Origin of the sequence: Priestia sp. Y58 (genome assembly GCF_029522095.1) — a bacterium.
Taxonomy (GTDB): domain Bacteria; phylum Bacillota; class Bacilli; order Bacillales; family Bacillaceae_H; genus Priestia; species Priestia megaterium_E.
The window spans coordinates 1-25,940 of record NZ_JAKWFL010000017.1 but is presented as its reverse complement, the minus strand read 5'-3'; the positions used below and the strand labels follow the sequence as shown (position 1 = coordinate 25,940).

Sequence of the window (25,940 nt, the reverse complement as noted above, 5' to 3'; positions counted from 1 at the left end):
TAATTACGCTTACTGCTCCATTTGACGAGATAAGAAGCTAGCTGCTGTTTCGGCTGCTTTATGCTCTACTTCACCAAGAGACTTATCTTTTGAGAAAATGACCACGGCTCCAATCGGATCTCCATTTGCAATAATCGGACCGATTGTGTAAGAAGAAATATTTTCTTCGTATCCATCGACAAATTCTAGGTTTTTCCCATCAGTTACTAAAGAAGAACTGCGGCTTTCCATAACAGATTCCACTAACGAACTAATGTTTTTATTTAAGTATTCTTTTTTAGAACTTCCTGCTACCGCAATAAATACATCGCGGTCACAAATAAGTACAGGATGACCTAAGCTATCGTACAGCGCTTCGCCATACTCTTTTGCAAAGTCTCCCAATTCACTAATTGGCGAATATTTCTTTAAAATAACTTCTCCATCGCGATCAACGAAAATCTCTAGCGGATCTCCCTCTCGAATGCGAAGCGTTCTTCTAATTTCTTTTGGAATCACAACGCGACCCAAATCATCAATACGACGAACAATACCTGTTGCTTTCATTCATTGAAGCCTCTCTTTCATATGATGATTAAAATAGTTGGTGAATATCACTGATGGCTATATGATAAAAGGTTCACCTTTGTTGAGGTTAGTATTCTTCACTCTACAACTTCTATTCACCAACCATCTCTTTTTTTGTTAAAAAGTGTGCTTTTATTAAAAAAATGTCCAAAAAACCGCCAAAACATGGGGATTTGGGTATTTTTATTTCGGCTATATAAAAAGAAGGCTCAAAAATGAGCCTTCTTTTTAATTCGTAACTTGTTCTTTTTTAACAGTGGCTACTCCTTTTACTAACTGATACACAATATTGAGCCATTCTTTTTGAGCAAGTCCTTTAACATTAACCACTAATTTTACTTTCTTGCCTTCCATACCTAAGCTGACCATTCTGCCAAATTGATCACCTAGCATGAATAATTTTTGGCCGTCTACCGTTGAGCTCGCTTCTTCAGACAGCAGAATAGAAATTTCTTGTTTTGACTGAAGAATAGATTCTACTAAGTTCTGCGTTGCATATACTTTTGTTTCCGCTACTTTAAACAAATACTCAACCTCAGCCGGATACTCTCCAAAACGATCAATCATTTCATCCTGCAATTCCTGAATATCTTCTAGCGCTTCAATTCCTCTAAAGCGCTTATACATCTCAATTTTCAAGCGGCCGTCTGTAATGTACTGATCAGGAATATACGCGTCTAAGTCCAGATTCATTTCTACATTAAATTTCACATTTTCTCCGTCAGACCCGCGTCTTTCCTCTATCGCTTCTTTAAGCATTTGAGAGTAGAGATCGAAACCGACAGAATCGATAAATCCATGCTGCTGAGCGCCTAGTAAGTTTCCGGCGCCACGTATTGAAAGATCACGCATAGCAATTTTAAAACCAGAACCTAATTCGGTGAATTCTTTAATAGCTTGCAGACGCTTTTCAGCTACTTCTGTCAGTACTTTGTCTTTGTGATACGTAAAGTACGCATATGCCACGCGATTTGAACGACCTACACGCCCTCTTAATTGATACAGTTGTGATAATCCCATCTTATCAGCGTTGTTGACAATAAGTGTATTTACATTTGGAATATCTACTCCCGTTTCGATAATGGTTGTACTCACAATCACGTCATATTCGCCTTCTAAAAAGCTTAAAATAACCGCTTCGAGTTCCGTTTCATTCATTTTTCCGTGGGCATACGTTACCCTAGCATCAGGCACAAGCATCGAAATTTCTTCTGCTTTTCGTTCAATATCCTCTACGCGATTATATAAAAAGTAGACTTGGCCATCACGCGCTAACTCACGCTCAATCGCTTCACGAACTAGAACCGGATTATACTCCACTACATATGTTTGAACCGGAAAACGATTTTCAGGCGGCGTTTCAATAACAGACAAATCCCTTACGCCCAACATAGACATATGTAATGTTCGTGGAATAGGTGTTGCTGTAAGTGTAAGGACATCAACGTTTGCTTTCATTTGCTTGATTTTTTCCTTGTGCGTTACACCAAAACGCTGCTCTTCATCGATAACTAACAATCCTAAATCTTTATAAATCACGTCTTTAGATAGTAAACGATGTGTACCAATCACTACATCTACGGTCCCGTTTTTTAGCCCTTTAATTGTTTCTTGCTGCTGTTTACGGCTGCGAAAGCGGCTCAATAGCCCAATGTTGATTGGATAGTCTTGAAAACGCTCACGGATGGTTTCATAATGCTGCTGAGCTAAAATAGTGGTTGGCACTAAAATAGCCACTTGTTTTCCATCTGTCACAGCTTTAAACGCAGCACGAATGGCTACTTCCGTTTTTCCGTATCCAACGTCTCCGCAAAGCAGACGATCCATTGGTCTTTCATGTTCCATATCCTTTTTAATTTCTTGTACAGAACGAAGCTGATCTTCGGTTTCTTGATAAGGGAAAGCTGTTTCAAATTCTCTCTGTAAATCGCCATCCGGAGAAAATGCATAACCTTTACTTGCTTCACGCTCTGCATACAGTTTAATTAAGTCATCAGCGATGTCTTGAACAGAAGACTCAACTTTTCGTTTCACTTTCTTCCAGTCATTTCCGCCAAGTTTATATACTTTTGGCTCTTTCCCTTCAGACCCTACATATTTTTGTACTTGATCAATCTGTTCAACAGGAACGTACAGCTTGTCAGAGCCTTCATATTTGATATGGATATAATCTTTATGATTACCGTTAATCTCTAACGTTTCCATTCCTAAGTAACGGCCGATACCGTGGTTCACGTGAACGACATAGTCACCTACGTTTAACTCTGAATAGCTTTTAATACGCTCTGCATTGGAAAGCTTTTGACGACGCTTTGATTTCTTTACCCGTTTTTTAAACAATTCTTCCTCGGTTAAAACAGCTAATTTTTGCATCGGCAGTTCAAAGCCCATTTGTAAATCGCCTTCAATAATTTGAACAAGACCTGGCACAAGCTGACCATTTCCATCTAAAATAGATGAATCAATATCATAATCTGCTAGCACACCTTCAAGTTTTTTCACGCGCTCTTTATCTGCTCCTAAGAGGACTACCGTATAATTAGCATTTTTCCAACGTTCAATTTCACTTTTTAATAAGTTCATTTGGCCGTAAAACTGCTGCATCTGCTTACATGAAATATTAATAATATTTTGCGGACTCGTATACGATACGTGCTTCAAAAATAACGATAAATATAAAAACTGATGTTTTGCTCGCTGAATAAGAGATGGGAGCTTATGAGATAATTGAACGTCTCGAACAATTTGCCCCTGTCCTAATAATTCGGTTATCCATTCAGCTTCCTCTGTTTCAAGCTGATCAGACGTTTCTTGAATTCGAGTGGTCTCATCAAAGATGACAAGGCCGCCTTCTGGTAAATAATCTAGTAAACTAGCAGGCGATTCGTAGAAGAATGATAAATACTTGAACATATTTTCAAGAAGTTGACCTTGACGCAGCTGTTCAATTTCACCTTTAATATTTTCTGTTAAGGTAGCTTTTAGCGCTGCATTTTTCACTTGTTGCAGCGTCGAAGCCAGCTGTGCTTCTAGTTCTTCAATTCCTTGGGCTACTTCATTTTGGTTCACAATGATTTCCGTAGCAGGGCCAATTGAAATTTCTTTTAACTGCTCTTGAGAGCGTTGATCCTCGATTGTAAAAGTACGAATGGAATCAATCTCCGTATCAAATAGTTCAATTCGGACAGGTAGCTCTTCTGTTAACGGATAAATGTCAATGATTCCTCCGCGCACACTAAACTCACCCGGAGCTGAAACCATTGATGCCCGCTCATAGCCCAACTCAACTAACCTTTTTAAATAATGATCAACGTCGATGTCAATTCCCATTTGAAACGGCAGCTGTGTTTGCTCCCATCTTGCTTTAGGAGGCAGCAGCTTTCGAATTCCTGCAAGCGGTGTTACAACTACTCCACCTGTATGTTGACTCCAATAATTGAGTACTTCAATTCGCTGAGCCTTTAATTCTGGACTTGCAATCCCCACTTCTGTAGCAACTAAATCGTTAACAGGGTATAAGAAAACGTCTTTTTCCGGTAAAAGATGCAAAAGGTCTTCATACACTTTTTGGGCTTGATATAAATTATGGGTCACTACTAATAAGGGGTATTTTTTATCCTCATTTAAGAGTGCCATTAATACAGATCGAGCTGAACCGGAAATTCCCGTTACTAACTGTTCTTTCAAACCTTCTTCTAAACTGCTGACAACAGCTCCAATTTCTTTATTTTCTTCAAATTGCTGTCTAATCCCTCGCAAAGGAATTCCCTCCTCCCATGATATGTCTAAACTAAACAGAAAAACGCTTTGGTTTGAGACCAAAGCTTTTTATTGTATAAATGTTTCGTACTGATGATAGTCTGGATTTCGTTCTAGCGCTTCTTGACAGTCTTCACAAATAATTTTAACCACGATATCTCCACTATTATGGTAGTGAATAAAGTCTTTTCGTTCATCTGCGGTCAGGTGATTAAAACCGAGTGCTTCCGTATTGTGAGCTGTCTTTTCTATCATACCGACTTTTGCGCCACAATGTCTACAGAAATAATGAATAGACATACAAATCCTCCCAAATCTTTTAGTGTTAGTATGGACGATTGAGAGAAATTTTATTCTACTTAATTATAGCGATTCATTACTTCTAAGAACGGTTTACCTAAAAAATCTTCACTCGCGTGTACAGACGTTTTCATCGCTTCTTCCATATGATCCATTTCATCTTCTGTAAAGCGCCCTAGTACGTAATCAACTACTTTCATACCGTTTTGCGGACGATCAATTCCAATACGAATTCGGTTAAATTCTTGGGTTTTTAAATGCTGAATAATTGATTTTATTCCGTTATGGCCGCCTGGACTTCCTTTTGTACGCAATCTTACTTTTCCGCACGGTAAATCTAAGTCATCGTAAATAACAAGCAAGTCTTCGACGTCTATATCAAAATAGTCCATTAAAGGGCGAATACTTTCTCCTGATAAATTCATATATGTTAGAGGCTTTAATAATATGACTTTTTCTCCTTTTATTATACCTGTTCCATATATTCCGTTAAACTTTGTTTTATCTAATGAAATCATAAACTGTTCAGCAATTTTATCAATTGCCATAAATCCTATGTTATGACGAGTTCGGTCATATTCTTTTCCAGGATTCCCTAAACCAACGATTAATTTCAAAATAAATACTCCTTTCCACTCTATGTAAGTTGTACATAATAGGTAAATGTCTTTAATGTTTTACATTACTATATAGTATCACTTTTATTATAATCAATTCACACAAAAAGACGTAACCTTTTGGTTACGTCTTTTTATATTATTCTTCGCTATCTTTTTCTTTTGTTGCTTCAACATCGCCTTCAGCATCCTGAACTTCGCCGCTGTCCGGCTCTTCTTCCTGTTGAGGAGGTAGTACAGAAGCAACTGTATCTTCTGCATCATGCGTAATTTCTAGCTTTTTATCTACCTTAATATCCGCTACTGTGATTGTATCATTAATTCCTAAATCTGATACATCTACATCAATAGATGATGGGATATCTTGCGGCAAGCCTTTTAATGAAATTTCATATAGAGACTGCTGTAATACGCCGCCTTCTTTTGTTCCTTTTGCTTCTCCTACTAGAGATAAAGAAACTTCAGTATCAATTTCTTTCTTCATGTCGACCACTTGGAAATCGGCGTGGACAATTTCGTTTTTTAATGGATCAGTTTGAATATCATGTAACATTACGGAATATTTTTGCTTATCCACTTGTAATGTTAACACTCCATTGCGCCCTGCTTCACGAATAGTCTTAATAAAATCAGCACTGTTTAAGTAAATAGGTGTGGATTCTGTTTTATTTCCGTAAACAACCGCTGGGAAGTTTCCTTCGTCGCGAATCTTTCTATTTGTAGAATTTTTGAAATCCGTTCTTTTATTTGCTTGAATTGAAATACTCATTTTATTCACCTTCCAGTATGTTTTCTACTTAAAATGTACCCTTTTTAGAAGGTTGCTAAACATGAAACCCAGTTTGAACAGTAATATATCTTTGTTCATCCTGTCCAAATCCCTTTAAAACAAAGGATTAGCGCATTTAATTTTTTTCAAAAAAACCTCTTTCCAAATGGAAAGAGGTTCTGTTTATCAATCAAATAACGTACTAACTGATTGCTCTTCGTGAACACGAATAATCGCTTCACCAATTAACGGAGCTACTGAAAGTTCTGTTACTTTACCAATTTTCTTATCTTCTGTTAAAGCAATAGAGTTTGTTACAGCTAGCTCTTTGATTGTAGAGTTTTGAATACGCTCAATTGCAGGGCCTGAAAGCACTGGATGTGTACAACAAGCATATACTTCTTTTGCACCTGCTTCAATTAATGCACTCGCACCAATTGTAATTGTACCGGCTGTATCAATCATGTCATCAATCAAGATTGCTGTTTTTCCTTCCACTTGTCCAACAATGTTCATAACTTCTGCTACGTTTGGACGAGGACGACGTTTGTCAATGATAGCAATCGGCGCTTTTAGACGTTCCGCTAAACGGCGAGCACGCGTTACGCCACCGTGATCCGGAGATACAACAACAACGTCATCAAGGTTTTTACTCTTGAAGTATTCACCTAAAATTGGAACACCTACTAAATGGTCAATTGGAATATCGAAGAAACCTTGAATTTGAGGAGCATGTAAATCTAATGTGATAATACGAGTAGCTCCCGCTTTTTCAATGATATTTGCTGCTAATTTGGCAGTGATTGGTTCACGTGCACGAGCTTTACGATCCTGACGAGCATAGCCATAGTAAGGCATAACGATGTTAATTGTTTTAGCTGATGCACGTTTTAATGCATCAATCATAATTAATAATTCCATTAAGTGTTCGTTAACCGGAGCACTTGTTGATTGAATGATAAATACATCACAACCACGGATACTTTCTTCAATGTTAATTTGAATTTCACCGTCACTGAAACGATCAACCGAACATTTACCTAATTCCACACCAATTACTTTTGCGATCTCTTCAGCTAAAGCCTTGTTTGAATTTAGCGTAAATAACTTTAAATTTTCATCAGCATATACATTTGACATTTTATTGTGAAACCTCCGTCAGGATTTTTTATTAATATCAAGCTTTTCAGCATAGTTTTCTTTATTTACTTGTTTCGCACGAGCAATTGATAATGCTTTTCCTGGCACATCATCCGTTACGGTTGAACCAGCTGCAACATAGGCACCTTCACCAATTGTTACAGGTGCAATTAAGTTCGAGTTACATCCTACGAATGCCCCATCTTCAATCTTTGTTAAAAATTTATTTTTCCCATCGTAGTTAACTGTAATAGATCCGCATCCTAAGTTTACACCTTTTCCGACCTCTGCGTCTCCAATATAACTTAAATGAGAAGCTTTGCTACCTTTTCCAAAAGATGCTTTTTTAATTTCTACAAAGTTTCCTACGCGCACTTCATCTCCAATTAATGATTGAGGACGAATATGTGCAAATGGGCCAATTGTGACTTCGTGACCAATTTCACTATCGTGAGCAACAGAATGGCGAATAGAAGTATTATTACCTATTTTGCAGTCTTTAATTTCACTGTTAGGTCCTACTTCACAATTCTCTCCAATTACAACTGTTCCTTGAATAACCGTACCAGGATAAATAACCGTATCTCTGCCAATGACAGCATCTGCTGAAATGTACGTGTTAGAAGGATCCACAATCGTCACTCCATTTAACATCTGCTGCTTGTTGATGCGCTTTTTCATTGTTTCTTCTGCTTGAGACAGAGCAAATCGATCATTAACGCCCAATGTTTCAGCAAAATCGGATGTTTGATATGCAGAAATAATTTGACCTTCATTTTTTAGAATTTCGATAACATCAGGTAAATAATACTCTCCCTGTACATTATCATTTGAAACTTTTGAAAGTGTCTCAAATAATTTCTCATTATCAAAACAATACGTACCAGTATTAATTTCCTGTACAAGACGCTCTTGTTCTGTGGCATCTTTATGCTCCACAATCTTTTCAACAGACCCTTGTTCATTTCGAATGATGCGTCCATATCCTGTTGGATCTTCTGCATGAGCTGTTAAAATAGTTGCCATTGCATTTGTTGCTTCATGATGCTTTAATAAAGATTCAATTGTTTCAGCTGTAATAAGCGGAGTATCTCCACATACAACAATTGTCGTACCTTTTTCATGTGCAAGTAAAGATTCTGCTTGCATTACTGCATGAGCTGTTCCTAACTGCTCTTCTTGTAAAGCAAATAAGCTTTTATCTCCAACATGTGATTTCACTTTTTCGGCACCGTGACCTACAACTGTAATTAAATTTGTTAAATCTAAACGTGATAACTGATCAATTACGTGTTGCACCATCGGTTTGCCACACACAGGGTGTAACACTTTATATAAAGATGACTTCATACGTGTACCCTGACCAGCTGCCAATATGACTGCATATCTTTTTGACATAACAGGCCTCCAATTTTACCTTTTTATCCATTAAGAATATTATATCAAAAATGACAGCATTTCAAGGAATCATTTATAAGTCATGAATTTTATTTTTTGGTAATGCTAAAGTTTTACAAAGGTGTGAAATTATATAAGTGGTAATCAAAAAGAAAAGAGCCTACTTTTCAGTAGACTCTTAATGTATCATATGTTTACGAAGCACCCGCTTCTTCGAATTCAACTTCTACCTCACCTAAACGATGATATTCTGCTAAAACAGCATCTTGAATCTTTCCGCGAGTATTTGAATTGATTGGATGTGCAATATCACGGAACTCACCATCCGGTGTACGTTTACTTGGCATGGCTACAAATAAGCCATTATTACCATCAATCACACGAATATCATGAACAACAAATTCACCATCTAATGTGATTGAAGCAATCGCTCTCATACGTCCTTCAGTGTTCACGCGGCGTAATCTTACGTCAGTTACTTCCATCTTGTTCACCACCTTTTTCTATGCGAAGCTTTACATACTTAATTCCACAGAATTTTGTGTTTTCCTGCTATTCAGAAAAAATTTTTAGAAAATTTTCGCAAAAAAAGTGAACAATTGGAAGTTACTTGCTTTTTGTTAGAAATTTGTTAATTTAATTACCCTTTAACGAGCGCAATAACTTCAATTTCAACAAGTACATCTTTAGGTAGTCTCGCTACTTCTACACATGAACGTGCCGGCTTATGGTCCCCGAAGTAGTCGCCATAGACTTCATTTAACGCTGCGAAGTCGTTCATATCTTTAATGAACACGGTTGCCTTTACAACTGTATTTAGAGAAGCTCCAGCTTCTTCAAGAACTGCTTTTAGATTTTCAAATACTTGAGTAGCTTGTACTTGAACATCTCCTTCGACCAACGTACCATCTGGACGAAGTGGAATTTGACCTGAACTGTAAAACAAGTTATTCACAACAATTCCCTGTGAATATGGACCAATAGCTTGCGGTGCATTTTTTGTTTGAACCTGTAACATATGTTCCTCTCCCTTACTTGATCAAATATATTTTAAGTAATTGCCTTCTTGTACACGAATTTGTTTATCTTTGATATTTACATCTGTTAATTGTACAAGGGACACATACTCATCCACTAAACGTTCTTCAATATCTTCTGATTCTACTAAAACTCCAATACCAGCAACAGTTGCATCGAACTCTTCAAGCAAGCTAACCATTCCATTTACAGTACCGCCAGCTTTCATGAAATCATCAATGATGAGTACATTTGACCCCACCGCTAAACTTCTTTTAGCTAACAGCATCGTTTGAATGCGCTTAGATGAACCCGACACGTAGTTAATACTAACGGTCGATCCTTCAGTTACTTTACTGTCTCTGCGCACAATAACAACGGGCACGTCTAAATACTGAGCTACCGCATACGCAATAGGAATACCTTTTGTTGCTACAGTCATCACCACATCGATTTTGCGGTTAGCAAAAAGCGACGCATACAAGCGACCGATTTTATTCACAACGCGGGGGTTCCCTAAAATATCAGTTAAATATAAATATCCACCTGGCAATAAACGCTCAGGTTTTTCAATCAACCCACATAATTCTTGAACAAGCTGACCGGCTTCTTCATTCGTCATCTTTGGAATGAATTTAACTCCGCCGGCAGCCCCTGGTAGCGTAACCAAAGTTCCGATACCCTGCTGTTCAAAAGTTTGTTTAATAATCGCCATATCTTCGCTAATCGATGATTTTGCGGAATCATATTTATCTGCAAAATACGTAAGAGGGATAAGACGCTGAGGGTTTTGAATGAAATAGTTGGTCATATCAATTAATCGTCCACTACGTCGAAACTTCATAACATCCTCCTGAAAATCCGAATATTGTAATGTAAATATAACATTAACATACGGATTTATTCAAGCGTTATTCGTTCACCTAGTAGCCTAACTGCATAAACTTTATCACAAAAGCCACGTAATCCATTATAAATGCGGTGCATACGTGAATCATGCTGTACAAGTCCGAATACAGTTGGCCCACTGCCGCTCATGAGCACAGCATCGGCGCCAAAACGCTTTATTTGTTCTTTAATGAGAGCTACTTCCGGATGCATTTTCAGCGTTACTGCTTCCAATACATTTCCGACAAGGCTACACATTTCATCATAATTTCCTGATTGTATGGCGTGAACCATCTCATCTACTTTAGGATGATCCATCTCTTCAATTTTTAAGTTTCGATATACATCTGCTGTAGAAACACCTATTTCAGGCTTAGCCAAAATCACCCAGCAGCTTGGAGGTGCCTCAATATGCTCTACAATCTCTCCGCGCCCTGTAGCAAGAGCTGTCCCTCCGTACACGCAAAAAGATACGTCAGAGCCAATCTCAGCCCCTATTTCTGCAAGTGTGTCCAATGATAACCCTAATTCCCATAACGTATTTAAACCGCGTAATGTAGCAGCCGCGTCACTGCTGCCTCCAGCTAATCCAGCAGCTACTGGAATATGTTTATCAATTAATATATTTACACCTTTTGAAATGTTATAACGTCGCTTCAAAACCTGCGCTGCCTGATAAGCGAGATTTCGCTGGTCATCTGGAACAAAGCGATTATGAGAATAAATAACAATTCGTCCATCTTCACGGTCAGAAAGTTCAATTCTGTCCGCTAAATCAATTGTTGTCATAATCATCTTAACTTCATGGTAACCATCTGGACGTTTATGTAACACATCAAGTGACAAATTTATTTTAGCCGGTGCTTTCACCATTAATTTCAACTTACTTCACCTACTTCATCTTATCGAGTTTAACGCTATTTTATCATAAAATGAACAAGATATAGCTGTTCATTTAAACATCTTTGTTTAATCCTCTGTTTTCTCTTTCATTTTGGGACAAAAAAACCGAAGCGGTTATACACTTCGGTTTTCCTCATTTCACTTTAAATAATCGTATAAGCATTGATTTTCACTACGCTATTGCTTTAGCTGCTGCTGTGCAAGCTCTACAGCTCGCTTCACCATATTGCCTGCGTCTTTTGCCCGAATAGCGCCCCAGCCTTCTGCTTGTACAGTATCGTAAAAACCAAGTTCTTTAGCCAATTCTTCTTTCAGCTTCGATGACATAATCCCTCTACGCCTTGACATTGCACATGGCTCCTTTACGTATAAAATGAAATTTCAACCTGAATCTCCTCGCTCTTTTACATAAGAAACGCGAGGACGATATGTATAGTATGTATAAAAAATAATGTATATATAATTTGAAAAAAAGACCAATAAAAAAGCAGTAAACCAATGTCCACTGCTCATCACCACTTGCTATATTGCCTATGTCATTCTTAGAAAAATTTTAGTTGCACTGTTTCCGTTAACACATCTGCGTAACTATACGAAACGCGCTCCAAAGAGTTTTCCTCTTGATCTAATTCAACGATAAAAACAGATGGGTACGTTTCTGTTAATACACCTGAACGTTCTACTGTTTTTCTACGACCACCGTTTGCTTTTAAAGTTAATCGTTGGCCTAGGTGCAAATCCAGCGCTTGCTTAATATCAGACAAAGTTTTCGCCATATTGGTCCACCTCACTATGTATAGTATAACACATGTTAGAAAAATAGTCAAAAACATAAAATTATAACAATCTATCTCTAATTGTGTCAATAAATAATTTTCAACATGAATCTACATTTCGCTGTTAGTATGCTCGTTTTTCAACGAAATATGTATATCTTTAGCAAATATTGAAAATGATTTTGTTTAATTAAGCGTATACTTTGGCTTCATACGAAAAAACAACTGGTTGCACATCATGCGTGTACATGCTGTAACCAGTTGTTTTTATTTCTACTCATCGCTTTCATAAGGCATGCCCGTGCGAAGCAGCCCTTTTGTTTCTACTCCTCCTAAACCTTTAGCACCCGTTAATGTATTACGTAAGACGTCCCATACATTAATACGATCCGTGAAAGGAGTAAAACTTAGTTTTGCTACTACATACACAGGGTCAAGAGCATGAATATTTACACGTGAAGGTGAACTAGCAAAGTTTGCTCCAGCTTGAATCAATAATTCAAAATGCGATTGACAGGCACCTGCAAAAATCACCAGCTGATCTAAATTACCAACTCTTTTTCTTGCTTCTTGGACTGTTTGAATATAGTGCTTGGAATGTCTATAAGCAAGAAGATCATCTTTATTTCCTTTTCCTTTGGAATAGGCATCATGACCTGTCAGCACTAGAATATCGGGTCTTACATCCTCAATTAGCTTTCCAACCTTCTCCGGCATTTCTGACTCAACGCAATGAACACCATAAACAGGAACACCAATTTTTTCGTAAACCAACAAACATTTACGTAAATAATTAGGGTCTCCGTCTACGTGCAGGACCTTTCCTGGAATTTGAAATAAGCGATGTGAATGGCTGTATCCATTAGTCATGCTATATTCAGTTTTCTCTCGAACGAGCCGATAATCCTGTTGAATAAGCTCCAAGGATCTTTCTAAAAGTTCTTCTTCTTGTTTTTTTCTTTGATCCTGTTCTTTAGCATCCACAACCTCTAGATCTGTACAAGGAGCGTCGGCAATCAACCGAACGTCTTCTCCTATTAAAGTCGCATATTTCCCCGCTTCGCTGTCGTTAATAGCTATAACACGAAAAAGCAAATCTCTTTGATAAGAAGGTCGTGTAACTATATCACCAATTTTGATGTTCATATGCTTCACTCCGTCTTTGCTACTTCAAAAATAAATTCTCTTCATAGCCTATGACTTCATGATAAAAATGTGATAATTTAGCGAAATGATTTTAAAAGTTGATCACTTAGCTTTCCGAATTCTTGAATAGATAACGTTTCGCCTCTTCGTTTCGGATCAATTTCAGCAGTTGAAAGTGCTTGCTCAATGTCCGCTTTTTTCTGCTTCCCATTTGGCAAGTTGTTCACTAGATTGTTTAAAATTGTTTTTCGACGCTGTCCGAAACTTGCTCGTACAACTTGAAAGAAGAATGCTTCATCTTGTACTTCTACCGCTGGCTTCGGTCTTCTTAACAATCGAATAACAGCTGAGTCTACATTAGGCTGCGGATTAAACACTGTTTTAGGCACAATCATAACCGTCTCAGCCTCTGTATAGTATTGAATCGCAATAGAAAGTGAACCGTACTCTTTTGTTCCCGGTTTAGCTGCTATACGGTCAGCAACTTCTTTTTGAAGCATAACGACGATTCCACGTACCGGAATTTGCTCTTCTAATAATTTCATCAAAATGGGTGTCGTCACGTAATAGGGTAAATTCGCAACGACCATTAAATCTTCTATGTTTTCGAATTCTTGTTCGAGCGTTCCTTTTAAATCCGCTTTTAACACATCTTGATGAATAACTTTTGCATTTGGGTAAGGAGAAAGCGTATCAGCTAAAATCGGAAGCAGACGCTGATCGATTTCAAATGCCAGTACTTTTTTTGCGCGCTTTGCTAGCTGTTCAGTTAAGGCCCCGATACCAGGTCCAATTTCAATAGCTCCCGTTTCTTCTGTTATTTCCGCATGATCAACAATACGATGTAAAATGTTCGTATCAATTAAAAAATTTTGTCCCAAACTCTTTTTAAATGTAAAACCGTATTTCTTTAAAATTTCCTTGGTTCGATTAGGCGTTGCAATATCTTTTAACAAGATCCCTTTTCCTCCTTATTTATCTGCTCAACAGCTCTGATAAAGTCCTCTTTTGAAATTTGGAACATCTGTAAGCGTTTATGGAGCTGCTTTCCGTTGGCATAACCAATTTTTAATAACTTTCCTATTCTTTCACGTCGAGACTTAGCTTTACTATCTCCTATCAAACGAGCTACGATTAAATCCTCTTGAGAAATCTCCATAGCTGCCCCCATCCACTCTTGCTTCACATCTTTTAGTGCTTTTTGAATAGACGCAATAGAAGCATGTTCAACTCCAATACCTTTGCCATTTTTAGGGCGAGCCTCTTCTTTATCTAAAAATGCGTGTTTACATCCTGGAACACGTTCTGAAACAATATTTCGAATTCGCTGTCCCGGATAATCTGGATCTGTAAAAATAATCACACCTCTTGTTTTTTGAGCTAATTTTACTTTCTCAATGGTTTCTTCATTTACAGCTGATCCATTTGTCTCGATGGTATCCGCATCCACTGCACGTTTAATCGCTACAGTGTCATCTCGGCCTTCTACTACAATAATTTCTTTAATCTTCATTGCTTCCTCCAAAACATTCAGTTTTGTTCATTTGCTTTTCAGTAAAAATGAAATGCTGGTTACTCACATCATTTTTCTTCTATGAAATCAACGTTTTATCTTATTATCAACTAAATTAAAAAGCATCTACCTGTTATTTTAACTGAAAAAGGCAGAGGATAACATTCTCCTCTGCGCCTATCTTTACTTTAACACGAAAATGATTGTTATATGAGAAAAAGTTTTAATCATTAATGCCAAATAGCTTTTTGGCGTTAGCTGTTGTAATATCAGCTAATTCTTCATACGTTATCCCTTTTAACTCTGCAATTTGCTCTGCTACGTATGAAACATAACCAGGTTCATTGCGCTTGCCGCGGAATGGATGAGGAGTTAAATAAGGACAGTCTGTTTCAATTAATAGTTTATCTAAAGGAAGCTCTGTAGCAACTTCTTTTGGTTTTTTCGCATTTTTAAAAGTAACAGGTCCACCAAAAGAAATATACATATTCATATCCATACACTGCTTCGCTACTTCAATACTGCCCGTGAAGCAATGCATAATCCCACCTACTTCTTCTACGTGCTCTTCTTTTAAAATGGTTACCACGTCTTCTGTTGCATCACGATTATGAATAATGATAGGTAAATTCACTTTGCGAGCTAAGCGAATTTGACGGCGAAATACGTCTTTTTGAACTTCTTTAGGTGATTTATCCCAATGGTAGTCTAATCCCATTTCTCCTAAAGCAACAACTTTCGGATGCTGAGCTAACTCTTCAATCCAAGCTAAGTGCTCATCCGTCATATCAACTGCATCTACTGGATGCCATCCTACACTAGCATAGATAAAGTCATACGTTTCAGCTATTTGAATAGCCTTTTTGATGGTAGGTTCATCGAATCCAACAACTACCATGTTTTGAACACCTTTTTCTAACGCACGATTAATTACTTCTTGCAAATCATCTTCATACTGTTCTGCGTTTAAATGAACATGTGTATCAAATAACATCTAATCGATCCTTTCCATGAATAAAAGGGGGTCCTCGCATGTTACACGTGAAACACCCCTTTTACCTATACTTATTTTATCTTCGTGCCATTTGCTAAGTTTTGATCTACGCTTGCTAGTGAAAGACCATTCTCATCTTCACCCGCTAAAATCATTCCTTGTGATAGTTCACCGCGCAGTTTCACAGGTTTTAAGTTGGTTACACAAATTACTTTTCGACCTACTAATTCTTCAGGCTTATAAAACTTGGCAATACCTGATACAACCTGGCGTTTTTCATAGCCAAGATCAAGCTGAAGCTTTAATAGTTTATCTGCCTTTTTAACTGGTTCTACTTGCGTAACTTGCGCTACACGAAGCTCTACTTTCATGAAATCATCAATTGTAATCTCTTCAGAAGGCTCTTCCTTCACAACAGGTTTTTCTTCCTTTGGAGCACTTCCTTGCATCTGCTCTTTAATAAACGCTACCTCTTCTTCTCGATCTAGACGAGGGAACATTGGCTCACCTTTTTCTACTTTTGTGCCTTCTTTAAGCATATTAAAACGCGTAGTGCTTTCCCACGTTTTTAATACATCTTCTTTTACACCAATCTGAGCAAAAATTTTCTCAGGTGTACGTGTTAAGAATGGCTGCAGTAATACCGCAATGTGACGAATTGATTCAGCTAGATGTGTCATAACAGAAGCAAGTTCTGCACGCTTATTCTCATCTTTTGCTAACGCCCAAGGCTGCGTTTCATCAATGTATTTATTCGTGCGGCTTACATATTGCCAGATAGAAGCAAGAGCCACTGAAAACTCCATATCTTCCATCGCTTCTTCATATTTATTCACTGTATCTTTTTGAGCTTGGACGATAAGTGCATCAAACTCTGTTACATTGCCTTCATAAGTCGGAATAACACCATCAAAATACTTATTAATCATCGCCACTGTACGATTAACTAGGTTGCCAAGGTCATTTGCTAAGTCAAAGTTAATACGTTCAACAAACGCTTCTGGTGTGAATACACCGTCTGAACCGAATGGAACTTCACGAAGTAAGTAGTAACGAAGGGCATCTAGTCCATAGCGATCAATCAATGTCACTGGGTCTACTACATTCCCTTTTGACTTCGACATCTTTCCGTCTTTCATTAATAACCAGCCGTGAGCAAATACTTTCTTAGGAAGTGGCAAATCAAGTGCCATCAACATGATTGGCCAATAAATAGTATGGAAACGTACGATTTCTTTTCCTACTAAATGTACGTTAGCCGGCCAATATTTTCGATAGTTTTCATCGTTCTCTGTACCATACCCAAGAGAGGTGATATAGTTAGAAAGCGCATCAATCCATACGTAAATAACGTGTTTTGGGTTACCTGGAACTTTTACCCCCCAATCAAACGTCGTACGAGAAACAGCTAAGTCTTCAAGACCAGGCTTAATAAAATTATTGATCATTTCGTTTTTACGGGACTCTGGTTGAATAAATGAAGGGTTTTCTTCATAAAAAGCTAGTAAACGATCTACGTATTTCCCCATTTTAAAGAAATAGGACTCTTCTCGAACGAGCTCTACAGGGTGTCCGCTATCCGGGCTTTTTCCGCCTACAACTTTTCCATTTTCAACGATTGGATCTACTAGCTGATGCTCTGTATAGTACGTCTCATCGGGAACTGAATACCAACCTTCATACTCATCAAGATAAATGTCACCTTGTTCTAAAAGGTGCGCGAAAATCTTTTCCACGATTTCTTTATGTCTTGGTTCTGTTGTACGGATAAAATCGTCATACGAAATATCCATCTTATCCCACAGCTCTTTGATTCCAGATACAATATCATCTACGTATTGCTGAGGTGTCACGTTTTTCTCTTCTGCTTTTCGCTGAATTTTTTGACCATGTTCATCCGTACCTGTTAAATAACGTACGTCAAACCCTCTCAAACGTTTATAACGAGCCATTGCATCTCCCGCTACCGTCGTGTATGCATGCCCTATATGTAATTTACCACTCGGATAATAAATCGGCGTAGTAATATAAAATGTATTATTTCCATCTGCCATGTTCATAACCTCCAACATTCCATTTCAACATTTTGATTTATATGTACGTAATCATATAAACCCTGTCTTCTTATTCTACTATCTATCATACTATTTTACATGATAATTTCAAAACATTCTCTTCCTATATACACGGGAATATGACGGATTCACTTCATTTTTAAATAATCGTTATTTTTCCAAAAAATAATCCTTTTAATTGTATCAGCTTCGCCCTATTTTTATATAAAATATACCCTCATTCAAAAAGTCACTTTGATGAAAACGACAAATAGGTCTAATTTTGTCGTTTTATGTCGAATTATATTTACCCTATCTTCAAAATAGTTAATATCAAGCTATTTAGACGATTAATCTTTTTTCCAATGAAATCCCTTGTCATTCCTTGACTGACGGTCACAATTAGCTTGTAAACAAGTCGAGAAAAAAATTTTTCCCAGCTACATTTTTTTACATGTAAAATGATTGACTAGTTTTGGAAACGCTGGTATTATGAAAGTACGTTGAAATTGTCGAATAATGACGAAAGTAATAACATAGAAAAATGATTACTGAGAGGAGAACGATTAACATGAAATCTACAGGTATTGTTCGTAAAGTTGATGAATTAGGACGCGTAGTAATTCCAATTGAATTACGTCGTACATTAGGAATTGCAGAGAAAGATGCTCTAGAAATCTATGTAGATGAAGAGCGCATCATCTTAAAAAAATACAAACCAAACATGACTTGCCAAGTAACAGGTGAAGTATCTGATGATAACATTCAACTTGCTAGCGGCAAATTAATTCTAAGCCGTGAAGGTGCAGAACAAATCATGAAAGAACTTCAAGATTCTTTACAAGCTTCTAAATAAAACGAAAAGCTGTCTATGATAGACAGCTTTTTTTAATGTACGTGATATTCACTATAAATGTCTCGCTTTGACACATCTCGGTCTTTTGCTACTTGCTTAATCGCTTCTTTGTTTGAAAGCCCTTCTTCTACATAGTGATCAACATGCTCGATAATGGTGAGCTGCTCCCACCATAGATTACTTTCATCTGGTGCTTCTTCATTTGTCCCTTCAAGAATTAAGCAGAATTCGCCTCTAATATCTGTGGCATTTGTCCATTCAATTGCTTCTAATACGCTTCCTCTTAAAAATTCTTCATAGCGTTTTGTTAACTCTCTACATAACACAATAGATCGGTTCCCTAAAATTTCTTCTATACTCTTTAGCGTTTCTTTTAATCGATGAGGGGCTTCATAAAATATCATGCTTTCCTTAATATACTGAAGCTCTTGAAGCTGTTCTTTACGCTGTTTTTTATTTCTATTTAAAAATCCATAAAAATAAAACTGCCCCGTAGGTAGTCCAGAAGCAATTAAAGCTGTTAATGCTGCGTTAGGCCCCGGCAGCGGAACAACCGTATATCCTTCTTTAACGGCAGCTACCACTAACTCATAACCAGGATCTGAAATACAAGGCATGCCCGCGTCGCTTACTAAAGCAATATTTTTTTCACCGTCTAAGTCGCTTAACAGCTGTTCACTTTTTGTATGTTTATTATGTTCATGATAACTTGTAATAGGCGTATCAATCTCAAAGTGGTTACATAGTTTTTTCGTTTGTCTCGTATCTTCTGCGGCAATATAATCAACTTCTTTTAAAATTCGAATCGCACGAAATGTCATATCCTCTAAGTTTCCAATAGGAGTGGGAACTAAATATAAAACGCCTCGTTCATTTGATACATCATAACTTTTTTGTGATTTCATTCTGCTTTTCTTGCTCCCTTCGAATGTAAGCCTGTTTTTGCACTCTGCTTAACTGTTTGAACCAATACTCTTTTTTCATAGCTTCTGTTTTAGAAGTAAACACCTCATGCCAAATTAATGAAACAGGCCTTCTTGCTCTCGTATATTTTGCCCCTTTCCCTTCATTATGGACAGAAATACGTTTTTGCAAATTATTCGTGTAACCAGCGTAATACGTACAGTCCTTGCATTCAACTACGTAAAAATAATGATTATTTTGTCCCATATAAAATCCTTTTTAATTCATCCGTGTATTCATCATTGTCTTGGTAGACCACCAGCGGAGGAAGAATCTTTAAATCTGGACTTCCATCCTTCGTACCTTCAATTAAAAGTGTATTTGCTTCTTTCCCATCTTTAGGATAGACAAACTGAAGTCTCTTTGGCTCTAAACGGTACTGCCTCATTAACGTAACGATATCTAATAGTCTTCCTGGACGGTGAACTAATGCCACTTTTCCGCCTTGCTTCACTAGTTGGCTGCTGGTTCTAATCACATCTTCCAACGAACAATGAATTTCGTGGCGAGCGATTGCAAAATGTTCGTTTTCATTTATCTCTTCTTTATTGGATGTGGTGAAATAAGGAGGATTACATGTTACAACATCATATTTTCCATAACCCAGTTCTTGAGGCGAATTTTTTAAATCACCATGTATCATTTTAATCTGCCCATCGAGCTGATTATACGCAATACTTCTTTGCGCCATACTGTGTAGCCGTTCTTGAATTTCTACACCAATGATTTTTCCCTTTGTTCGTTTAGATAAAAACAGTGGGATTACACCGTTTCCTGAACATAAATCAACCAAGTTACCTTTACGAATTGGGACATAAGCAAAGTGAGATAAAAGCACAGCATCCAATGAAAAGGAAAAGACAGACGGACTTTGAATAATGCGCATCTCCTCATCGGCTAATAGATAATCTAAACGTTCATCTCCATATAACTCAACCATAGTCGTTCTTCTCCTTGTACATCTATTATTTACATCTTTTACTCATAAAAAGAACCTCTCCAAAAGGGAGAGGTGTTGTTACTTTTTATTTAAAAATGACAAGCAAAACAAACAGTCCCCATCTTTACGCACACTTCCATAATGAATGTTACAAATATGAAAACCCTCTTGGTAAAGGCGAGCCAAATTGTCATATCCTTCTCCGATATCAATTTGTTTTTGCTCTTTTGTTTGAGCGCTTGCTTTTGAATGTCTATTTTTCAGCTTCGTTTCGAAGTTTGTCTGGTCAAGGCGACGGCGCAAATGATCATTTTCTATTTGCAGGTGATGATTTTCTTCAATTAGCTCAGCAAGATGCTCTTTCAACTCACCTAACTGCTTATATAAATGACCAATTTGTTCCTCCATGTTTGTCACCGAATCAAAAATCTCTTTTTTATCCACCTTTGCCCACCTCGTTAATCTGTGGCTTGAAACGAAACAGCACCTTCATTATTGATCTCATCCAGAGTATACTCTAAAATTTGTTCGTGATCTGACAGTTCCACTTGAATAATTCTTTCCAAAATATTCAAACCCACTACACGTCCTGAACCATCTGAAGTTTTAATTGTTGAGCCTATATCAGGAAGCTGTTCTTTTGCCGTTTCATACTCATCATTTTCATATTTTAAACAACACATCAAACGTCCGCATAAACCAGAAATTTTCGTTGGATTAAGCGATAGGTTTTGGTCTTTGGCCATCTTAATAGAAACCGGCTCAAAATCACCTAAAAACGTTGAGCAACATAGCATACGGCCACAAGGACCTATCCCGCCCAACAGTTTTGCCTCGTCTCGTACACCGATTTGACGAAGCTCAATTCGCGTACGGAAAATAGCAGCTAAATCTTTAACTAACTCTCTAAAATCAATACGGCCATCTGCTGTAAAATAAAAAATGACTTTATTACGATCAAACGTATATTCTACATCTACTAACTTCATATCTAAATCGTGTGATTGAATTTTTTGCACGCATACGTCATACGCTTCTCTAGCAGCCTGTTTATTTTCATCCACAATCAGCCTGTCTTTTTGTTCAGCAATGCGGATTACTTTTTTCAAAGGAAGTACGACATCGTGTTCACTTACTTGCTTCTTATTAATAACCACTCTGCCAAATTCAACACCACGAACTGTTTCTACAATAACAAACTCACCATCTGGAATTGTAAGTTCTCCAGGGTCAAAATAATATATTTTTCCCGCTTTTTTAAAGCGAACGCCTACTACATCATACAAGCTTTTATCCCTCCTGCAAATCCAACACCAGCTGTTCCATTAATAACTGTAGATTCATATTTGAATTTAATTTATTTTTGGCCTTCAAGATAACCTCTAAGCGATAAATCGCTTTTTCCTGCGTTGTCTGAAGAGCTTGCTGTTTTAATTCTTCTATTTTATGACGATAGACGATTTTAGACTCTTGTCCAACTTGCAGCGTCAACAAATCACGATAAAGAAGCATCAATAAAGTTAAACCAATATGTGCTTGTTCTTTTTCTTTAAAATGTGTTACCCACTTTTCATGAATAAAAAGAAGAGCTTGTTGAGGTCTCGTTGTTAACACTTCATATAATTGTATCACTAACTTTATTGCAAGTCCAAACCATTCATCTTTACTTAATTCAATTGCTTCATCAATGCTGTTTGTTAAATTAGACAAGATGGACGCATCTACTGCGGAAAGGCCATTTTCTACTAGTTTTTCAGCTAACTGTTCTGGTGTAAGAGATCGAAATGATATTACTTGGCAACGTGAGATAATCGTATCTAATAAGCGCTGTATATTTTCTGTTAATAAAACTGCATAAGTTCCGTTGCCAGGCTCTTCTAAAAATTTCAGTAAACTATTTGCTGCGCTTACTGTCATTTTATCAACATGATTCACAATATATAACTTTTTATTAGATTCAACACCGGTTTTTGTGAATTCTGATTGCAAGAATTGAATTTGCTCTTTTTTAATCGATAGACCAGCTGGCTCAATCAAGTGAATATCTGGATGATTACCTGAATCAATTCGCCGGCAGTTACTGCACTCATGGCATGGCCTATGATTAACTGGATTTTGGCAAAACAGTGCTTTAGCAAACAAAAAACTAATTTGTTTTTTACCTGTTCCTTTGCTTCCTTCAAATAAATAAGCATGAGCAACTCGCTCTTTAAGCAAGCTGTTTTGTAAAATCTTTAATACGTTCGGCTGAAGAGCTTCAAGCTGTTCCCATGTATTTCCCATTCAATCATCACTTTCTATTTAAAATCTTCTCTCTTAAAATTGATGAAATTGATCTACTGGTAGTACGAATACTGTAGCTCCGCCCACTTCAACTTCAACAGGATACGGAATGTATGAATCTGCATTACCGCCCATCGGTGCCACAGGAGAAATCATCTGTCTGCGGTTTTCACATTGGCCCTTAATAATATCAAGTACTTCATCTACTTTATGATCATCTGTACCAATCATAATTGTTGTATTCCCTGATTTTAAAAATCCGCCCGTACTTGATAATTTGGTTGAACGAAACCCTCTTTCTACAAGTGCATTTAAAAGCTTTGAGCTATCTGAATCTTGAATAACGGCCATTACTAATTTCATGAATAACACCTCATTTTACTTTTTTGTTAAGAATAGTATAGCAAGAATAACGATCATCTGTATTTATTTTAAAATCAATTTTATTTGTTTATAAGCTTCTTCACAGACTTTTTCAACGGATTGATTTGCATCAATTCGTCGAATACGCTCTGGAAATTCACTCAAAAGAGATAAATATCCATCTCGTACTTTGTAATGAAAGTCTAAGGATTCTAAATCTAATCGATTAATCTCATCTTTTCGACCTTTATTAATTCTTTCTAACCCTACCTCAGGCTCAATGTCAAAATATAAAGTGGCCTGTGGCATCGTTTGCTCAATAGCAAATTGATTGATAGCAAAAATATCTTCTACGCCTATACCCCGCGCATTTCCTTGATAAGCAAGTGAGCTATCAATAAAACGGTCGCATAATACTATATTCCCTTTATTTAGCTCAGGAATCACTTTTTCTACAAGATGTTGTCTTCTAGCCGCAGCATAAAGAAGTGCTTCGGTTCTGGCATCCATTTCCGTATTAGATGGATTTAAGATGATTTCACGAATTTGTTCAGCAATTCGTATGCCTCCAGGCTCTCTTGTTAATACAATATTATAGCCCTCTTGTATTAATTTTTGTTGAACCATATGGATGATCGTCGTCTTACCAGCACCTTCTGGCCCTTCGAATGTAATAAACGTTCCTGACATGTATAAATTCCTTTCTCTATTTAAATACTTCTATCTTTCCTTCTTCCATACAAGAGCCGCCCTGAATATGACCATTTAACCTTTGAATATGCAAAATATAGTCAATATGATTGCTCGTAATCGTTTCTCCCTCCATTAAAATAGGAATTCCAGGAGGATATGGAATAACAGATTGTGCACTTACACGCCCAATCGCTTCTTCAAACGAACACATATGCTTTGATCTTAGTTTTCTTTCTTCCATAGGCAGGAGAACCGTTGCTCTTGAAAAACGAAATGGTTTGATTAGTGGTTTTTCATATGACTTACGCTGTATATTCTCTACTGCTTGTCTAACCCGCTTAATTGTATCATTAAAATCCCATCTGCTGCTTAAAGGTAGAACAAACAATACATAGTTAACGTCAGCTAGTTCTGTATAAATATCTTGCTTTTCCAGTTCCTTTTGCAAATGATATCCTGTTGCAGCCGAACAAGTCAACGTCATTTTCAAAAGGTCGGTAACAGTTTGATCTGTTTCCACATCAATAGTTGAAAGTGTATCAATCTCATTAATCTTTTCAACAAACGAATGAATATTGTCAGTCATTCTATCAATATCATGCTGAGTAAACTGCTGCAGATAATACCTTGCTAAATCGAGAGAAGCCATAATAGGGTATGAGGGACTGCTTGACTGCAGTACTTGTAGGTAATGCCGAACGCTTTGCTTATTTATCAACGTCCCCTGCATATGTAAATAAGAACCCATAGTCATAGCTGGCAGCGTTTTATGTGCTGACTGAACAACAAGATCCGCTCCATACGTAACAGCTGACGACGGAAAAGGATTACCTAAAATAAAGTGGGCTCCATGAGCTTCATCAATAATTATAGGAATATTGTAGCCATGAATAAAATCAATGATCTCCTTTAAATCTCGCGCTACCCCGTAGTAAGTAGGATTTGTTAATACAAATGCTTTTATATCCTGAGAACCCTCTAAAGCTGCTTTAATTGTTTTAATGGATACACCTGTACTAAGATGTGTTTTTGAATCTATTTCAGGAGCTAAAAAAATAGGTGATGCCTTTGATAAAGCAATAGCATTAAAAATAGATTTATGAGAATCTCTTTGAACAGCAATTTTATCTCCTTCTTGACAAAGAGATAAAATCGCGGCGAGATTGCCTACAGTAGAACCATTAACTAAAAAAAAGCTTTCATCTACTCCATACAACTTTGCCGTTAACTCTTGTGCTTCTTTAATAACAGATTCTGCTTCATGTAAATCATCTAATCCGCTAATTTCTGTTAGATCATATTGCAAAAAGTCTGCGTAAGAAGACTGAATATGTGAAGGTAGAATTTGACCATTTTTATGGCCGGGCACGTGATAAGAGAGTGACCTCTTTTCGCTGTGCCTTACTAAACGGTTATATAAAGGTAAATATGTATCCATACATCCATTCCTTACTTTTTGTAAATATAACATTGTTAACTTGATAAAAGAATATGTAAGTATTTTTCCTATCAAAATTGATTTTTCTTTCATTATAACAAACTTAGTTGATTTTTTTGAGCCATATAAAGAAGCCCTTATAAAAAAGGGCTTTTAGTAAGAAAACGCTCCTGATATTCTCTTTAATTGATCTACTAACAATTGATAACGAAAATGAGATGAATCCACCTCTACAATCTCTATCTCGCAGTGTTGGCATATAAAGCTGGAAAACACCTCAATACCCTTTGTATTCTGTTCATGACAAACGGAACATGTTTTAATTTGTTTTTCCATTACTCTCCACCTCCACTAATTAAGTATCGACAAGATGTAACGTCTTTATGCAGTTCATTTACCCCATTTTATGTAGATAGCTTATACTCTGTGAATAATAAAAAAAGGACTAGCTAAAATAGCTAGTCCTTTTTCAGGTGCCTGGCAACGTCCTACTCTCACAGGGACAAAGTCCCAACTACCATTGGCGCTAAAGAGCTTAACTTCCGTGTTCGGTATGGGAACGG

Annotated in this window: 29 protein-coding genes and 1 rRNA gene; 1 reads left to right on the top strand and 29 read right to left on the bottom strand. The window is 37.1% G+C overall.

What is annotated here, in order from left to right:
• Positions 1-9 precede the first annotated feature (9 nt).
• The 18 genes from spoVT to metG all read right to left on the bottom strand — a co-directional run bounded on the left by spoVT (position 10) and on the right by metG (position 17,841).
• Complete coding sequence (spoVT, locus tag MMB68_RS26800; protein ID WP_013054872.1) at positions 10-546, bottom strand: stage V sporulation protein T; 537 nt, start codon at positions 544-546, stop codon at positions 10-12.
• A gap of 249 nt (positions 547-795) precedes the next feature.
• On the bottom strand, positions 796-4,326 hold the full coding sequence (gene mfd / locus MMB68_RS26795) for a transcription-repair coupling factor (protein WP_043979015.1): 3,531 nt from the start codon (positions 4,324-4,326) through the stop codon (positions 796-798).
• Positions 4,327-4,395: 69 nt separating this feature from the next.
• On the bottom strand, positions 4,396-4,626 hold the full coding sequence (fin, locus tag MMB68_RS26790; protein ID WP_013054869.1) for an anti-sigma-F factor Fin: 231 nt from the start codon (positions 4,624-4,626) through the stop codon (positions 4,396-4,398).
• A 59-nt stretch (positions 4,627-4,685) separates the two neighbouring features.
• Positions 4,686-5,243, bottom strand: coding sequence for an aminoacyl-tRNA hydrolase (pth, locus tag MMB68_RS26785; RefSeq protein ID WP_277549586.1), 558 nt, complete (start codon positions 5,241-5,243; stop codon positions 4,686-4,688).
• Positions 5,244-5,382: 139 nt separating this feature from the next.
• Positions 5,383-6,012, bottom strand: a complete 630-nt coding sequence (locus MMB68_RS26780; protein ID WP_014462058.1) for a 50S ribosomal protein L25/general stress protein Ctc — start codon at positions 6,010-6,012, stop codon at positions 5,383-5,385.
• 186 nt (positions 6,013-6,198) lie between these two features.
• Positions 6,199-7,152 (bottom strand): ribose-phosphate diphosphokinase, encoded by a 954-nt coding sequence (locus MMB68_RS26775; protein WP_014462059.1) that lies wholly within the window; start codon positions 7,150-7,152, stop codon positions 6,199-6,201.
• An 18-nt stretch (positions 7,153-7,170) separates the two neighbouring features.
• Positions 7,171-8,550 carry a bifunctional UDP-N-acetylglucosamine diphosphorylase/glucosamine-1-phosphate N-acetyltransferase GlmU gene (glmU, locus tag MMB68_RS26770; protein WP_221785740.1) on the bottom strand — a complete coding sequence of 460 codons (1,380 nt, stop codon included), beginning with the start codon at positions 8,548-8,550 and terminating at the stop codon, positions 7,171-7,173.
• A 194-nt stretch (positions 8,551-8,744) separates the two neighbouring features.
• The gene (gene spoVG / locus MMB68_RS26765; protein ID WP_013054864.1) at positions 8,745-9,035 is read right to left on the bottom strand and encodes a septation regulator SpoVG; all 291 of its coding nucleotides are present in this window, start codon (positions 9,033-9,035) and stop codon (positions 8,745-8,747) included.
• A 155-nt stretch (positions 9,036-9,190) separates the two neighbouring features.
• Positions 9,191-9,568, bottom strand: coding sequence for a RidA family protein (locus MMB68_RS26760; RefSeq protein WP_013054863.1), 378 nt, complete (start codon positions 9,566-9,568; stop codon positions 9,191-9,193).
• A gap of 21 nt (positions 9,569-9,589) precedes the next feature.
• Positions 9,590-10,411, bottom strand: a complete 822-nt coding sequence (gene purR / locus MMB68_RS26755; RefSeq protein WP_013054862.1) for a pur operon repressor — start codon at positions 10,409-10,411, stop codon at positions 9,590-9,592.
• Positions 10,412-10,467: 56 nt separating this feature from the next.
• Positions 10,468-11,337 carry a 4-(cytidine 5'-diphospho)-2-C-methyl-D-erythritol kinase gene (ispE, locus tag MMB68_RS26750; protein WP_221785741.1) on the bottom strand — a complete coding sequence of 290 codons (870 nt, stop codon included), beginning with the start codon at positions 11,335-11,337 and terminating at the stop codon, positions 10,468-10,470.
• A 198-nt stretch (positions 11,338-11,535) separates the two neighbouring features.
• Positions 11,536-11,706 carry a small, acid-soluble spore protein, alpha/beta type gene (locus tag MMB68_RS26745; RefSeq protein WP_013054860.1) on the bottom strand — a complete coding sequence of 57 codons (171 nt, stop codon included), beginning with the start codon at positions 11,704-11,706 and terminating at the stop codon, positions 11,536-11,538.
• A 194-nt stretch (positions 11,707-11,900) separates the two neighbouring features.
• On the bottom strand, positions 11,901-12,134 hold the full coding sequence (gene veg, locus MMB68_RS26740) for a biofilm formation stimulator Veg (protein ID WP_013054859.1): 234 nt from the start codon (positions 12,132-12,134) through the stop codon (positions 11,901-11,903).
• 273 nt (positions 12,135-12,407) lie between these two features.
• Entirely contained in the window at positions 12,408-13,280 is an 873-nt protein-coding gene (yabG, locus tag MMB68_RS26735; protein ID WP_025601509.1) for a sporulation peptidase YabG, read from the bottom strand.
• 77 nt (positions 13,281-13,357) lie between these two features.
• On the bottom strand, positions 13,358-14,236 hold the full coding sequence (gene rsmA, locus MMB68_RS26730) for a 16S rRNA (adenine(1518)-N(6)/adenine(1519)-N(6))-dimethyltransferase RsmA (protein ID WP_028410352.1): 879 nt from the start codon (positions 14,234-14,236) through the stop codon (positions 13,358-13,360).
• Entirely contained in the window at positions 14,230-14,793 is a 564-nt protein-coding gene (gene rnmV / locus MMB68_RS26725) for a ribonuclease M5 (protein WP_013081337.1), read from the bottom strand. Before rnmV ends, rsmA begins: the two co-directional genes overlap by 7 nt.
• Positions 14,794-15,016: 223 nt before the next feature.
• Complete coding sequence (locus tag MMB68_RS26720; protein WP_057237546.1) at positions 15,017-15,787, bottom strand: TatD family hydrolase; 771 nt, start codon at positions 15,785-15,787, stop codon at positions 15,017-15,019.
• 71 nt (positions 15,788-15,858) lie between these two features.
• Positions 15,859-17,841: a methionine--tRNA ligase gene (gene metG, locus MMB68_RS26715; protein WP_277549585.1), complete on the bottom strand. Its 1,983-nt coding sequence runs from the start codon at positions 17,839-17,841 to the stop codon at positions 15,859-15,861.
• A 565-nt stretch (positions 17,842-18,406) separates the two neighbouring features.
• Here metG and MMB68_RS26710 point away from each other — a divergent pair.
• Positions 18,407-18,697, top strand: a complete 291-nt coding sequence (locus MMB68_RS26710) for an AbrB/MazE/SpoVT family DNA-binding domain-containing protein (protein WP_170836841.1) — start codon at positions 18,407-18,409, stop codon at positions 18,695-18,697.
• Positions 18,698-18,729: 32 nt separating this feature from the next.
• On the opposite strand, the gene rsmI is transcribed toward MMB68_RS26710, so the two are convergent.
• The 11 genes from rsmI to rrf all read right to left on the bottom strand — a co-directional run.
• Positions 18,730-19,602, bottom strand: a complete 873-nt coding sequence (rsmI, locus tag MMB68_RS26705) for a 16S rRNA (cytidine(1402)-2'-O)-methyltransferase (protein WP_028410355.1) — start codon at positions 19,600-19,602, stop codon at positions 18,730-18,732.
• A complete protein-coding gene (locus tag MMB68_RS26700; RefSeq protein ID WP_221785742.1) occupies positions 19,580-19,867 on the bottom strand; it encodes a GIY-YIG nuclease family protein in 288 nt (95 codons plus the stop codon). The genes rsmI and MMB68_RS26700 overlap by 23 nt, the downstream gene beginning before the upstream one ends.
• Positions 19,854-20,600, bottom strand: a complete 747-nt coding sequence (locus MMB68_RS26695; protein ID WP_221785743.1) for a tRNA1(Val) (adenine(37)-N6)-methyltransferase — start codon at positions 20,598-20,600, stop codon at positions 19,854-19,856. The genes MMB68_RS26700 and MMB68_RS26695 overlap by 14 nt, the downstream gene beginning before the upstream one ends.
• A gap of 78 nt (positions 20,601-20,678) precedes the next feature.
• Positions 20,679-21,044, bottom strand: coding sequence for a DNA replication initiation control protein YabA (yabA, locus tag MMB68_RS26690; RefSeq protein ID WP_013054848.1), 366 nt, complete (start codon positions 21,042-21,044; stop codon positions 20,679-20,681).
• Between the two features lie 14 nt (positions 21,045-21,058).
• Entirely contained in the window at positions 21,059-21,886 is an 828-nt protein-coding gene (locus MMB68_RS26685) for a PSP1 domain-containing protein (RefSeq protein ID WP_013054847.1), read from the bottom strand.
• Positions 21,887-21,890: 4 nt separating this feature from the next.
• Positions 21,891-22,883 carry a DNA polymerase III subunit delta' gene (holB, locus tag MMB68_RS26680; protein WP_025753146.1) on the bottom strand — a complete coding sequence of 331 codons (993 nt, stop codon included), beginning with the start codon at positions 22,881-22,883 and terminating at the stop codon, positions 21,891-21,893.
• Positions 22,884-22,916: 33 nt separating this feature from the next.
• Positions 22,917-23,246: a cyclic-di-AMP receptor gene (locus MMB68_RS26675; RefSeq protein ID WP_013054845.1), complete on the bottom strand. Its 330-nt coding sequence runs from the start codon at positions 23,244-23,246 to the stop codon at positions 22,917-22,919.
• A gap of 63 nt (positions 23,247-23,309) precedes the next feature.
• Positions 23,310-23,936, bottom strand: coding sequence for a dTMP kinase (gene tmk / locus MMB68_RS26670; RefSeq protein WP_013081331.1), 627 nt, complete (start codon positions 23,934-23,936; stop codon positions 23,310-23,312).
• A gap of 16 nt (positions 23,937-23,952) precedes the next feature.
• Positions 23,953-25,377, bottom strand: a complete 1,425-nt coding sequence (locus MMB68_RS26665) for an aminotransferase class I/II-fold pyridoxal phosphate-dependent enzyme (protein ID WP_221785744.1) — start codon at positions 25,375-25,377, stop codon at positions 23,953-23,955.
• 153 nt (positions 25,378-25,530) lie between these two features.
• Positions 25,531-25,713 (bottom strand): sigma factor G inhibitor Gin, encoded by a 183-nt coding sequence (locus MMB68_RS26660; RefSeq protein WP_028410359.1) that lies wholly within the window; start codon positions 25,711-25,713, stop codon positions 25,531-25,533.
• A 139-nt stretch (positions 25,714-25,852) separates the two neighbouring features.
• Positions 25,853-25,940: ribosomal RNA gene (gene rrf, locus MMB68_RS26655) — 5S ribosomal RNA — on the bottom strand; the annotation flags it as partial.